General features: G+C 69.9%; 7 protein-coding genes. 2 read left to right on the plus strand and 5 right to left on the minus strand.

The genetic code is table 11. The features are described from left to right. Window positions 1–100 precede the first annotated feature (100 nt). Window positions 101–1,045, plus strand: a complete 945-nt coding sequence (locus SANBI_RS05090) for a tetratricopeptide repeat protein (RefSeq protein ID WP_319159559.1) — start codon at window positions 101–103, stop codon at window positions 1,043–1,045. Window positions 1,046–1,219: 174 nt separating this feature from the next. On the opposite strand, the gene SANBI_RS05095 is transcribed toward SANBI_RS05090, so the two are convergent. From SANBI_RS05095 to SANBI_RS05115, 5 genes are all read right to left on the minus strand, one after another. Continuing rightward, complete coding sequence (locus tag SANBI_RS05095) at window positions 1,220–2,464, minus strand: NlpC/P60 family protein (protein ID WP_319159561.1); 1,245 nt, start codon at window positions 2,462–2,464, stop codon at window positions 1,220–1,222. Between the two features lie 243 nt (window positions 2,465–2,707). Further along, the gene (gene glgB, locus SANBI_RS05100; RefSeq protein ID WP_319159563.1) at window positions 2,708–4,918 is read right to left on the minus strand and encodes a 1,4-alpha-glucan branching protein GlgB; all 2,211 of its coding nucleotides are present in this window, start codon (window positions 4,916–4,918) and stop codon (window positions 2,708–2,710) included. Window positions 4,919–4,988: 70 nt separating this feature from the next. Next, on the minus strand, window positions 4,989–6,527 hold the full coding sequence (locus SANBI_RS05105; RefSeq protein ID WP_319159565.1) for a maltokinase N-terminal cap-like domain-containing protein: 1,539 nt from the start codon (window positions 6,525–6,527) through the stop codon (window positions 4,989–4,991). 63 nt (window positions 6,528–6,590) lie between these two features. Then, entirely contained in the window at window positions 6,591–8,384 is a 1,794-nt protein-coding gene (gene treS / locus SANBI_RS05110; protein ID WP_228087647.1) for a maltose alpha-D-glucosyltransferase, read from the minus strand. Continuing rightward, entirely contained in the window at window positions 8,381–10,540 is a 2,160-nt protein-coding gene (locus SANBI_RS05115) for an alpha-1,4-glucan--maltose-1-phosphate maltosyltransferase (RefSeq protein ID WP_408669738.1), read from the minus strand. The genes treS and SANBI_RS05115 overlap by 4 nt, the downstream gene beginning before the upstream one ends. A gap of 197 nt (window positions 10,541–10,737) precedes the next feature. Between SANBI_RS05115 and glgP the strand changes: the two genes are divergently transcribed. Further along, complete coding sequence (gene glgP, locus SANBI_RS05120) at window positions 10,738–13,305, plus strand: alpha-glucan family phosphorylase (protein WP_319159568.1); 2,568 nt, start codon at window positions 10,738–10,740, stop codon at window positions 13,303–13,305. The last annotated feature ends 73 nt before the right edge of the window (window positions 13,306–13,378 follow it).

Consider the following 13,378-nt stretch of genomic DNA (forward strand, 5'->3'; position numbering starts at 1 on the left):
CGTCTCTCTCGGTAGAGTGGTCCGAGCCCTCAGGCCCGCCCCGTCCAGCTCGGACGGCGAGCCGTCTCCCTTGTCACCGACGGATGGAAAGATAGTCCCCATGAGTCAGCCTGGCGCACCCGGTCCCCAGTTCGACGTCCGCGGAGCGGTCGACCTGTCCTCGCTCGGCCGTCCGAGCGCGCCGCCGCCCGGAGCCCCGGGAGGAGCGCCCGCAGCCGGCGGCTTCGTCGTCGACATCACCGACGAGATGTTCCCCTCGGTCGTCCAGCAGTCGGCCCAGGTCCCCGTGGTGGCCCTCCTGTGGATGCCGACCGACGCCGAGAACGCACGTCTCGCGACGACCCTCGGGGCCTTGACCGCCGAGTACGCCGGACGGTTCTTGCTCGTCCGGATCGACGCGACCGCCTACCCGCAGATCGCCCAGGCCTTCCAGGTCCAGGCCTTCCCGACTGTCGTCGCGGTCCTCGCCCAGCAGCCGGTCCCGCTGTTCCAGGGGATCGCCGACGAGGCACAGATCCGCTCTGTCCTCGACGAGCTCCTGACCGCCGCCGAGGCGAACGGTGTGACAGGTGTCCTGGCCCCGCCGGAGGGCCAGCAGCCGACGGTCCCCGCTGTCGCAGCCGAGCCTGAGCCCGAGCTCCCCCCGCTGCACCAGAAGGCCTACGACGCGATCGAGGCCGACGACCTCGAGACGGCCGTCGCGGCCTACGAGCAGGCACTGCGCGAAGACCCTCGCGACCACCTCGCGACCGCAGGTCTGGCGCAGGCGCGCCTCCTGCTCCGCACCCGCGGGGCGGACCTCGCGACGGTCCGTGCCGCTGCGGCCGACCACCCGGAGGACGTCGAGGCGCAGCTCGCCGTGGCCGACCTCGATCTCCTGGGTGGCAAGGTGGAAGACGCCCTGGGCCGTCTCATCGAGCTCGTCCCCGACGCCGAGGACAAGGACGTGCTCCGCAAGCGTCTCGTGGAGTACTTCGACCTCCTCGGCCCGCAGGACCCGCGGGTCGCACCGGCCCGCCGCGCCCTGACGAACGCGCTCTACTGACGTCAGCGATTCCAGCCGGTCGGCGGTGACGAGCTGAACGACAGAGCGCAGGCGAGCCGCTGGGATCTCCCGATCGCCAGCGGCTCACCTGCGCCTTCAAGCGGACGCCTCGCTCGGACCACGACGGTCGTCCAGTCGACGTGAGTCGAGCGCGGGGTCAGGTGTCCACGAAGGTCACATCGTGTAGACGTACTTGATGCCGCCCATCTCGGTGGCTGCCACGCCGGTAGTGCTGAAGATGCCCGAGTTCAGGCTCTTCCAGCTGTTGTTGGAGGCTGCCTCGTAGACCTGGCCGCCGTTGACCGTGTACACGTAGTTGACCCCGTCGGCTGACGTCGCAGCCAGCGGTCCCCGGCTGGGGATCCCGGAGTTGAGGTTCTTCCAGCTGTTGTTGGAGGCTGCCTCGTAGACCTGGCCACCGTTGACGGTGTAGACGTACTTGACGCCGCCCATCGAGGTGACTGCGACGGGTCCGCTGGTGGGTATCCCGGAGTTGAGGTTCTTCCAGCTGTTGTTGGAGGCTGCCTCGTAGACCTGGCCACCGTTGACGGTGTAGACGTACTTGACGCCGCCCATCGAGGTGACTGCGACGGGTCCGCTGGTGGGTATCCCGGAGTTGAGGTTCTTCCAGCTGTTGTTGGAGGCTGCCTCGTAGACCTGGCCACCGTTCACTGTGTAGACGTACTTGACCCCGTCGATCGCGATAGCGGCAACTCCACCGCTGCTGGTGATCTGAGTACTGAGGTTCTTCCAGTTGTTGTTCGACGCTGCCTCGTAGACGATCCCGTCATTGACGGTGTAGATGTACTTGACGCCGTCCATGGTGATCGAGGCCACGGCTTCTCCGGCGATCCCGGTCGGTAGCGCGGACCATCCCGTGCTGCTCGCGGACTCGAAGACCTCGCGCTTCAGGATGCCGGGGTTAGGGTTTGTCGCGGTGTCGCCGACTACCTTCTTGTAGGAGTATGGGACGTACTTTCCCATCGTGGCGCGAGTCCAGGTCGCCGCTACCGTTCCTACCCCTGGTGTCGACTCGTGCCAGATTGTCGCTGAGGTGTGGGACGAGTTGTTCCAGCCGACGAAGAGGGAGCTGTGGGTGCCCGCGTCGAGGAGCATATCTCCAGGCTGCAGCTGATCAAGGCTGGAGAGCCGGTTGCCGTAGGTCGACAGCGTGCGGGTGGATGCGCTCGTCGGAAGGTGCCAGGCCATAGAGACGAAGCCGGAACAGTCTTGACGGTACTTCCGGCCGTCGATGTCTCCGGTCGAGAGGCCTTGGTTGTACGGGACGTTGCGGCTGACCCAGAAGTTCGCCCGCGCGAGAATCTCCGAGCGGGAGATCTCGCCGTCGACAGTCGAGGCGCTGGCAGCCGGCGCTACCAGAACCTGCCCACCGAGGAGCAGGAGGAATGCGAGAAGCACTGTGAGGTGATGCGATGTCCTACGTCGGACCGGACCCATGAAACTCCCCTTGCGTGGTACCGGTGCGGCTGGGTCTCATCAGACCCAGCCGCGCGCGGAGGATTTCCGCACCGCAAGTTACCACTCACGGGTCGAGGTTCTCGAGGACCTACGACCCGGTGCTGGGGAGTAATTCTTGAGGAATGTACGCGCATCGGGGTGAATTCTCGGCGAATCGAGAAGATGCGCCGTCTCGTCTGCCCGTCAGCCCTCGGGCGTCAGGTACACGGCCCCGAGCGGCGGGACCTGAACGAGCGCCGAGAACGGCCGACCGGTCCAGGGGACGTCGTCGGAGTGCACGGCTCCCAGGTTGCCCACCCCGGACCCGCCGTAGACCTGCGCGTCGGTGTTCATGACCTCACGCCACGTCCCGCCCGAGGGCAGGGGCAGCCTGTAGTCGAGGTGCGGCGTCCCGGCGAAGTTGATGACGACGGCCATGACGTTGCCCTCGCGGTCCCTGCGCAGGAACGACAGCACGTTGTGGTCGGCGTCCGAGGCGTCGAGCCACTCGAAGCCCGCGGGGTCGTGGTCGAGAGCCCACAGCGCCGGGTGGTCGCGGTAGACCGTGTTGAGGTCACGCACGAGCCGCTGGACCCCGGCGTGCGGGGCGTGGTCGAGCAGGTACCAGTCGAGGCTGCGCGACTCGGCCCACTCGGTGCCCTGGGCCAGCTCGTTGCCCATGAAGGTCAGCTGCTTGCCCGGGTGCGCCCACTGGTACGCGAAGAGCGTGCGGACCCCGGCGAGCTGCTGCCAGTCGTCTCCGGGCATCTTGCGCAGCAACGAGCCCTTGCCGTGCACGACCTCGTCGTGGCTGATCGGCAGCACGAACTGCTCGGAGTAGGCGTACACCAGCGAGAACGTCGCCTCGTGGTGGTGGTACCGCCGGTTGACGGGCTCCTCGGCCAGGTACCGGAGGGTGTCGTTCATCCACCCCATGTTCCACTTGAGGCCGAAGCCGAGCCCGCCACCGTCGGTCGGCTTCGTGACGCCGGGCCACGCGGTCGACTCCTCGGCGATCATCATGATCCCGGGGGTGCGGCGGTAGGCCGTCGCGTTGGTCTCCTGCAGGAACGCGATCGCCTCGAGGTTCTCGCGCCCGCCGTGGACGTTCGGTCGCCACTGGCCGGGCTCGCGGGAGTAGTCGAGGTAGAGCATCGAGGCCACGGCGTCGACGCGCAGCGCGTCGACGTGGAACTCCTCGAGCCAGTAGGTCGCGTTGGCGACGAGGAAGTTGCGCACCTCGGGCCGGCCGAAGTTGAACACGTAGGTGCCCCAGTCCTGCTGCTCACCGAGCATGGGGTCCGGGTGCTCGTAGAGCGGCGTCCCGTCGAAACGGGCCAGAGCCCACGAGTCCTTCGGGAAGTGCGCGGGGACCCAGTCGACGATCACGCCGATCCCCGCCTGGTGGAGCGAGTCGACGAGGAACCTGAAGTCGTCGGGGTGCCCGAAGCGTGAGGTCGGTGCGTAGTAGGACGTCACCTGGTAGCCCCAGGAACCGCCGAAGGGGTGCTCCGCGACGGGCATGAGCTCGACGTGCGTGAAGCCCATGTCGACCACGTAGTCGGTCAGCTGCTCGGCGAGCTCGCGGTACGAGAGCGTCTGGCGCCACGAGCCGAGGTGGACCTCGTAGATGCTCAGCGGCGCGTTGTGCGGGTCGTCCGCGGCCCGACGCTCGAGCCAGTCGGCGTCCTGCCACTCGTAGGCGGACTCGACGACGACCGACGCCGTGGCCGGCGGGATCTCGGTGCCCTGGGCCATGGGGTCGGCCTTCTGGTGCCACGAGCCGTCGGCCGAGAGGATCTCGAACTTGTAGCGGGACCCGGCGGTGACGTCAGGGACGAACAGCTCCCACAGACCTGTCGAGCCGAGGGACCGCATCGGGTGGCTCGAGCCGGACCAGGTGTTGAAGTCGCCGATCACGCGGACGGCGCGCGCGTTGGGAGCCCAGACCGCGAAGGCGGTCCCGTGGACCTCGCCGAGCGTGCCGGGGAAGGTCTTGGTGTTCGCACCCAGGACTGTCCAGAGCTCTTCGTGGCGGCCCTCGCGGACGAGGTGCTGGTCGAGCTCGCCGACAGTCGGCAAGAACCTGTACGGGTCGTCGGCGACTGTCACGTCCTCGCCGTAGCGGGCCCTCACGCGGTAGTCCGGGACGTGCCCGCCGGCGTCGGGCAGGACCGCGGCCCACACGCCCTCGTGCTCGTGCTCGGCGGGGGTGGCCCCGTGCTCGGTGAGGATCTCCACCTCGTCGGCGAGGGGGCGCACCACGCGGACCGTCACGGCCCCCGAGCCTGGGTCGACGTGCCCGCCGAGGACGCTGTGCGGGGCGAAGAAGGTGCCGTGCGCGACGGCTGCGAGGTCGTCGAGGGTCGCAGGGACCCGGGACGCTGCGGGAGCCGGTGCTTCAGAGTCGGTCATAGCCCTACCATTCCATGGTCGAGAGGGTCGTGCAGGGCCAGGCGCGCACGACGGGGCGGACGGTGGACGGTCAGGCACCGCGGCCGGGGCGTCCGGCGTCTGCCGAGGTGAGGGGCGTGGGCAGCCCGCTGAGCACGCGGTCGACGGCGTCGAGCGGGATCGAGATCCAGGAGGGCCTGTTGCGCTCTTCGTAGACGACCTCGTAGAGGGCCTTGTCGAGCTCGAAGGCGTCGCGGATGAGCACCCTGTCGGCGAGCGACGGGGGACGGCCGAAACCGAGGGCACCCGGGACGCTGAGGTATCCCGTGTAGCCCTCGAGGAAGGCGCGGCGGGCCGAGCGTGCCCACTCGCTCGACGTCGCCCCGCCGACCGCGGAGGCGTAGTCGAAGGAGCGCAGCATGCCGGCCACGTCGCGCTCGCCCAGGTCCGGACGGGTGCGCTCGGCGAGCGGACGCAGAGGCTCGCCCTCGAAGTCGAGGATGCGCCAGCCCTTCTGCGGGCTGTAGAGGGCCTGGCCTAGATGGAGGTCTCCGTGGATGCGCTGGACCGGGGGGAGGGGGCGTCCTTGACGGACGGCCTCTTCGGCCACGCCGCGCATGTGCTCGAGGAAGGCCTCGATCTGGTCGACCCTGGACCGCACGGCCGTGCTGGCCCCGGCAGCCGACCTGACCCTGCGGTGCATCGCGTCGAGCAGCCACTCGGGGTCGGCCTCGTGCACCTCGGACGCGAAGGCGCGGCGCAGGGCGCTGTGCATCTGGGCCACCTGGGTCCCGAGCTCGCGCGCCGGGTTGGCGAAGGGCTGACCCTCACGGGCGAAGTCGCAGGCGAGCTCGAAGCCGTCCCGCGCCTGCGGCACGAGCTCGGCGAGCACCCCGGTGTGCGTGGTCCAGGTCCGGGGGAGGGCGGTCGGGGCAGCAGCGGCGTTCTCGCCTGCCGCAGGACCCCCGCCCACCACAGCGCCCTCGTCGACCGCGGTCTCGCTCCACGCATAGGGAGCGGGCACGCCGCCCCAGCCCTCGCGGGTCAGGGCCAGCGGCACGACGATGTCGGGGTTCTGCCCGGGGGCCAGCGCCCGGATGACCTTGAGCATCGACCCGCCGGAGACGGACGGCAGCAAGATCGAGGTGTTCGACTGCTCGCCGGTGAGGACGTGCAGGCCACGGACGTCGAACCGTGCCGGGCTGAGGGCGGAGCTGGACTCCCCACCCGCAGCACCCGAGCCCTCGGCCCAGGTGGCCCTCTCGAGCCACGCCGACACGAAGGCCGGGTGGTACGCCCCGTCGAGCAGCCGGCTGCCGTCGGAGAGCACGGCCACCAGCCCGCGGGCGTCGACCGCCGCGGGTGGTGTCCCGGCCGGCTCGAGCACGAGCGGCACCTGCAGGGTCAGCGGCGACGAGGACGAGGTCCCCGCGACCCGCAGCAGGTCGACGACAGCGTGCGCGCCGTGCTCGTCGGTCCCGAGGTCGGTCCGGGAGACCCGGACGACCGACGTCGCGTCGGCCGTCGTCGGGAACCACCGGCGCTCGGGCAACCAGGCGCGCACGGCCTCGAGGACGTCCGGGGCGTCGAGACGCTCGGAGGTCTCCGGTGCTGGGCTCTCGTGTGCCATAGGGGTGAACCTGCCGTCCTCGTCGTCGTGGACCGACCGCCCGGAGGCGGTCGTCGCTCCCGTCTACACCGTGCCGAGGGGCTCCTCGGCACGGGCGACGGAGAGCCAGTAGAAGTCGCGTGAACCCAAGGTGACCACGACCTCGCCCTCGGCGCCCGTCGAGCCGAGTGGAGAACCCCCGAACACGTCGGTGAGCTGCGCGCCGGCGTACCCGGGGAGGCTGATCTTGGCCGATCGTGCGGTCGATGCGAGGTTCGTCACGCACAGCAGCGTCTCGTCCGCAGTCACGCGCAAGAACGCGAGCACAGACTCGTTGTCCGCCTCGAGGGGCACGAAGGTGCCGGTCCCGAAGGCGGGGTGCTGGCGGCGGACCTTGAGCATGCCGTGCACCCAGTGCAGCAGCGAGGTCGGCTGGGCCCACTGGGCCTCGACGTTCGCGTGCTGGTAGTTGTGCACGAGCGACTGGATGAGCGGCAGGTACAGCTTGCCCGGGTCAGCCGTGGAGAACCCGGCGTTGCGGTCCGGGGTCCACTGCATCGGGGTACGCACGGCGTCGCGGTCGGGCAACCAGATGTTGTCGCCCATGCCGATCTCGTCGCCGTAGTACAGGCACGGGCTGCCCGGGAGCGAGAGCAGCAGCGCGTGCGCCAGCTCGATCTCCTTGCGGGAGTTGTCGAGCAGCGGCGCGAGCCGGCGCCGGATGCCGACGTTGGCGCGCATCCGGGGGTCCGGTGCGTACCAGCCGTACATCGATGCGCGCTCTTCGGTCGAGACCATCTCGAGGGTGAGCTCGTCGTGGTTGCGCAGGAACGTGCCCCACTGGGCACCGGCCGGGATCGCCGGGGTGTCCGCGAGGATGTCGAGGATCGGCTTGGCGCGCTGGTCCTTGATCGAGTAGAAGATGCGCGGCATCACCGGGAAGTGGAAGCACATGTGGCACTCGGGGTCTTCGTCGGTCCCGTAGTACTCGACGACCTCCTCGGGCCACTGGTTCGCCTCGGCGAGCATGATGCGCCCCGGGAACTCCGTGTCGATCACCTTGCGGACGGTCCGCAGGAACTCGTGGGTCGCCGGGAGGTTCTCGCAGTTGGTGCCCTCGTCCTCGAAGAGGTACGGGACCGCGTCCAGCCTGAAGCCGTCGACGCCGACCTGGCACCAGAACCGCGCGACGTCGATCATCGCGTCGACGACCTTCGGGTTCTCGAAGTTGAGGTCGGGCTGGTGCGAGAAGAACCTGTGCCAGAAGTACTGCCGGCGCACGGGGTCGAAGGTCCAGTTGGACGTCTCGGTGTCCACGAAGATGATGCGGGCGTCCTGGTACTTCGTGTTCTCGTCGTTCCACACGTAGAAGTCGCCGTAGGGACCCTCGGGGTCCGAGCGCGACGCCTGGAACCACGGGTGCTCGTCGCTCGTGTGGTTCATGACGAGGTCGATGACCACGCGGATGCCGCGCTTGTGCGCCTCGTCGATGAGCTCGGTGAAGTCGCTCATGGCCCCGTACTGCGAGGCGATCGCCGTGTAGTCGGCGACGTCGTACCCGCCGTCGCGCAGCGGCGAGGGGTAGAACGGCGGCAGCCACAGGCAGTCGATGCCGAGCCACTGGAGGTAGTCCAGGCGCTGGATCAGCCCGCGGAGGTCACCCGAGCCGGCGCCTGTCGAGTCGGAGAAGGCCCGGACGATCACCTCGTAGAAGACGGCCGTCTTGAACCACTCGGGGTCGTCGGTCAGCCCGGGGAAGGTGTGCTCGGTCTCCATGGCCTCGTCGCTCGCACCGCCGCCCGGGGCGGTGGGCTGGCGCCGGGGCGGCAGCGCGCCCACGGGGATCGGCATGGTGGGCGGGTCGGTCGCGCGCGTCATAGCGGCCTCACGTCGATGATGTGGGCGCAGTTGGCCCAGGGGTCGAGCTGGACAAAGGCCTGCGAGCCCCAGGAGTAGGTCTCTCCGGTGAGCAGGTCGTGGGCGGCGAAGGCCGCGGGGTGGCCCGATGCGTCGTCGAGATCGAGGGCAGCCATGTCGAACCAGACCATCGCCGAGCGGGTGCTGTGCGGGTCGAGGTTGAGGACTGTCACCACGGTGTCGGCGACGCCCGTCGGGGAGTGCTCGGCCGCGAGGTGGGAGGAGAAGGCCAAGATCGAGTCGTCCGTCGTCGGGTGCACCGTGAGGTTGCGCAGCTGGCGCAGCGCGGGGTGCTCGCGGCGGATCTCGTTGAGGCGGGTGAGCAGGGTCGAGATGCCCACGGTCGCGGCCTGCGACCAGTCGCGCTGCTTGAGCTCGTACTTCTCGTTGTCGATCTGCTCTTCGACGCCCGGGCGCGGCACGCGCTCGGCGAGCTCGTAGCCGGAGTAGATGCCCCACGTCGGGGACGCCGTCGCTGCGAGGACAGCACGGATCGCGAAGGCGGCCACGCCGCCCTCCTGCAGGTACGGCGGGAGGATGTCGTGGGTCGTCGGCCAGAAGCTCGGACGCATGTAGGAGCCCGAGGGACCTGAGACCTCTTCCAGGTACTCAGTGAGCTCTTCCTTGGTGTTCCGCCACGTGAAGTACGTGTACGACTGGTGGAACCCGATCTTCGCGAGGGTGTGCATCATCGCGGGCTTGGTGAAGGCCTCCGCGAGGAAGATCACCTCGGGGTTCGTCGTGCGGACCTCGGCGATCAGGCGCTCCCAGAAGGGCAGCGGCTTGGTGTGCGGGTTGTCGACGCGGAAGGCGGTCACGCCGTGCTCGATCCACAGCCTGACGACCCGCAGGATCTCGGTGTAGATGCCCTCGGGGTCGTTGTCGAAGTTCAGGGGGTAGATGTCCTGGTACTTCTTCGGCGGGTTCTCGGCGTAGGCGATCGACCCGTCGACCCGGGTGGTGAACCACTCGGGGTGCTCGGTGACCCACGGGTGGTCCGGGGAGCACTGGAGCGCCAGGTCGAGGGCGATCTCCATGCCGAGCCCGCGCGAGCGGGCGACGAAGGCGTCGAAGTCGGCGAAGGTGCCGAGCTCGGGGTGGATCGCGTCGTGCCCGCCGTCGGCCGAGCCGATGCCGTAGGGCGACCCGGGATCGCCAGGCTGCGGGTCGAGGGTGTTGTTGCGACCCTTGCGGTTCGTCGTGCCGATCGGGTGGATCGGCGTGAGGTAGACGACGTCGAAGCCCATCTCGGCGATCGCCGGCAGGCGCTCGGCCGCCGTCGAGAAGGTGCCGGACACCCAGGTGCCCGTCGTCTCGTCGAGGCGTGCACCCTCCGACCGCGGGAAGAACTCGTACCAGGAGCCCGCGAGCGCGAGCGGCCTGTCGACCTGGAGCGGGTACGCGCGGCTGGGCGAGACCATGTCGCGCAAAGGGGTCCGTGCGAGGACGGCGTGCACCTCGGGGGCGGTGCCTGCGGCGAGCCTGACCTCGGGGGGCCTGCTCGTGTCGCGCAGGGCCGTCACGGTGCCGGCGACCACCTGGGCGTCCTCGGGGGAGAGGCCGGGCAGGGCGGCGACGCGCTCGAAGAGCGCTGCGCCCTCGGCGAGCATGAGGTCGACGTCGACGCCGGCCTCGATCTTGACGGTCGCGTCGTGCTCCCAGGTGCCGTAGGGGTCGGACCAGCCCTCGACCAGGAGGGTCCAGGCGCCGACCTCGCCGGGGACGATCTCGGCGCGGAAGCGGTCGAGGCCGGGCGCGATGTCGACCATCCGGGCCTCGTGGCGATCGCCCGTGGGCGAGACGAGGACGGCTGTGGCCGCGACGGCGTCGTGCCCCTCGCGGAAGACCGTCGCCTCGACGGGGACGACCTCGCCGACGCTCGCCTTCGCGGGCCAGCGGCCCTCGGCGATCACGGGGGCGACGTCGACGACGGGGATGCGGCCGATCGGGTCGACCAGGACGGCCACCGCTGCGGGGGAGTCGTCAGCGGTGTGCCGACCGACGGGCTGTGCCGCGGCGGCGCTCGGGGTCGCGCTGCTGGTGGGGTCAGTGGTGGCGGCCGGAGCGGGTGCAGGACTGGTTCGCGAGGACTGCTTCGCGCTGCGCTTGGAGGTCACCTGACGAACCTACCGACTCCTGGCCGGTCCGGACACTCGGGAGGCGATCCTGGTGGTGCTCGGCGACGTCCTGACCGGGACAGAGGGCCCAGGTCGTGAGGGTCCGGGCACCCTTCCGAGCAACCCTTTTCAGATCTTGCAGAGAATTTACCGAGAACTGGTGACGGGGTGCCCGTCGGGTGGTTAGTGTCAGCCAGGTGAAAGCCATCCGCAGGTTCACCGTCCGCACCGTCCTCCCCGCCGCGCTCCACGATCTCGACGAGCTGGCCCACAACCTCCGCTGGTCGTGGCACGGCCCGACCCGGGACCTGTTCGAGAGCCTCGACCCTGCCCTGTGGGCCTCGGTCAAGGGCGACCCCGTCTCGCTCCTCGGTGCGCTGAGCCCCGAGAAGCTCGCGGCCCTCGCCGCCGACGCCGGGCTCGTCGAGCGTGTCCGCGTGGAGGCCGCAGGCCTGCGCACGTACCTCACCGAGCCGCGCTGGTACCAGGGCGCAGGTGACGACCTGCCCGCCGCGATCGCGTACTTCTCGCCCGAGTTCGGCATCACCAAGGTCCTGCCCCAGTACTCGGGCGGCCTCGGCATCCTCGCGGGCGACCACCTCAAGAGCGCCTCCGACCTCGGTGTGCCGATCGTCGGCGTCGGCCTGCTCTACGGTGCCGGGTACTTCGTCCAGTCCCTCACGCGCGACGGCTGGCAGGTCGAGGACTACCCGCTGCTCGACCCCGACGCCATGCCCGTCACGCTGGTCCGTGAGGACGACGGCACCCCGGCGACCGTCTCGATCAACCTGCCTGGCGACCGGATGCTGCACGCCCACGTGTGGATGGCTGCCGTCGGCCGCGTCCCGCTGCTGCTCCTCGACTCGAACATCCCCGAGAACGACGACCTCGCCCGCAAGGTCACCGACCGCCTCTACGGTGGCGGCGGCGAGCACAGGCTCCAGCAGGAGCTCCTGCTCGGTGTCGGCGGCGTCCGTGCGCTGCGCCTGTGGTCCCGCCTGACCGGGGCACCGGAGCCCGAGGTCTACCACACCAACGAGGGCCACGCAGGGTTCCTCGGCGTGGAGCGGGTGGCCGAGCTCGTCTCGCAGCACGGTCTCGGCTTCGACGAGGCCCTCGAGGCCGTCCGCTCCGCGACGGTCTTCACCACGCACACCCCCGTCCCTGCGGGTATCGACCGTTTTGGTGTCGACACCATCAGCCAGTACTTCGGCGGGGCCAACGAGATCGCCGGTGTCCCGCTCGACCGCGTCCTCGCGCTCGGGGCCGAGGACTACGAGGGTGGGGACCCGACGGTCTTCAACATGGCCGTCATGGGCCTGCGTCTCGGCGGCCGTGCCAACGGTGTCTCGCTGCTGCACGGCGAGGTGTCTCGCGGCATGTTCAACGGTCTGTGGCCGGGCTTCGACGGCTCTGAGGTGCCGATCAGCTCGATCACCAACGGCGTGCACGCCCCGACCTGGGTCGACCGCCGCGTGAGCGAGCTCGCCGAGAGCCGCTTCACCCCCGAGGCGCTCGCGGACTCGACAGGCTGGCTCGACCCCTCGGCCATCACCGACGCCGAGCTGTTCGCGCTGCGCCGCGAGCTGCGGGCGCAGACCGTCGAGGACGCGCGGGCCCGCCTGCGCAAGTCCTGGCGCAAGCGCGGCGCGAGCCCTGCCGAGCTCGGCTGGGTCGACGAGGCGCTCTCGCCCGACGTCCTGACCATCGGGTTCGCCCGTCGTGTCCCGACGTACAAGCGGCTCACGCTCATGCTGCGCGACCCTGACCGCCTGCGCGCGCTCCTGCTCGACCCCGAGCGCCCTGTCCAGCTGATCATCGCCGGCAAGTCGCACCCGGCCGACGACCAGGGGAAGCGCCTCATCCAGCAGCTCGTGAAGTTCACGGACGACCCCGCGGTGCGCCACCGCATCGTGTTCCTGCCGAACTACGACATCGGCATGGCCCAGACGCTGTACCCGGGCTGCGACGTGTGGCTCAACAACCCGCTGCGCCCCCTCGAGGCCTGCGGCACCTCGGGCATGAAGGCCGCGCTCAACGGTGGCCTGAACCTGTCGATCCTCGACGGCTGGTGGGACGAGTGGTTCGACGGCGAGAACGGCTGGGCCATCCCGACAGCTGACGGCGTCGAAGACGCAGACCGTCGTGACGACCTCGAGGCGGCTGCGCTCTACGACCTCATCGAGTCCCAGGTCGCCCAGCGCTTCTACGACCGGGGCGAGGACGGGACACCGCAGCACTGGCTGCAGCAGGTCCGGCACACCCTCGCGACCCTGGGCCCCAAGGTCCAGGCGACCCGCATGGTCGAGGACTACGTCCGGCACCTCTACGCCCCGGCTGCTGTCGCGGGCAGGGAGCTGCACGGCTCGGGCTACGCGGGGGCCAAGGACCTCGCGGGCTGGAAGGCCACGGTCCGTTCCGACTGGTCGCAGGTCCGCGTCGACCACGTCGAGTCCGCAGGGCTCGGGGAGTCCCCGCAGGTCGGTGACAGGCTCGCCGTCAGGGCCTACGTCTCGCTCGGTGCGCTGACGCCCGCCGACGTCGACGTGCAGGTGGTGCACGGCAAGGTCTCCGAGTCCGACGAGATGTCGAGCTTCGAGACGCAGTCCCTCGAGGTCACCGAAGAGTACGAGAACGGACGCTTCGCCTTCGGCGGGGAGATCGTCCTCGACTTCTCCGGGGCCTTCGGCTACACGGTCCGGGTCGTGCCGCGGCACGCCGGCCTCGCCAACGTGGCCGAGCTCGGGCTGGTCAGCAACGCCTGACCTCCTCGCCTCACCGACCTTCTGACGCCCTGCGCGTGAGAGGGACCAGACACCCCCGCCGGGTCTCCCGGCG

It is taken from the genome of Sanguibacter biliveldensis (assembly GCF_033798665.1).
GTDB classification, from domain to species: domain Bacteria; phylum Actinomycetota; class Actinomycetes; order Actinomycetales; family Cellulomonadaceae; genus Sanguibacter; species Sanguibacter inulinus.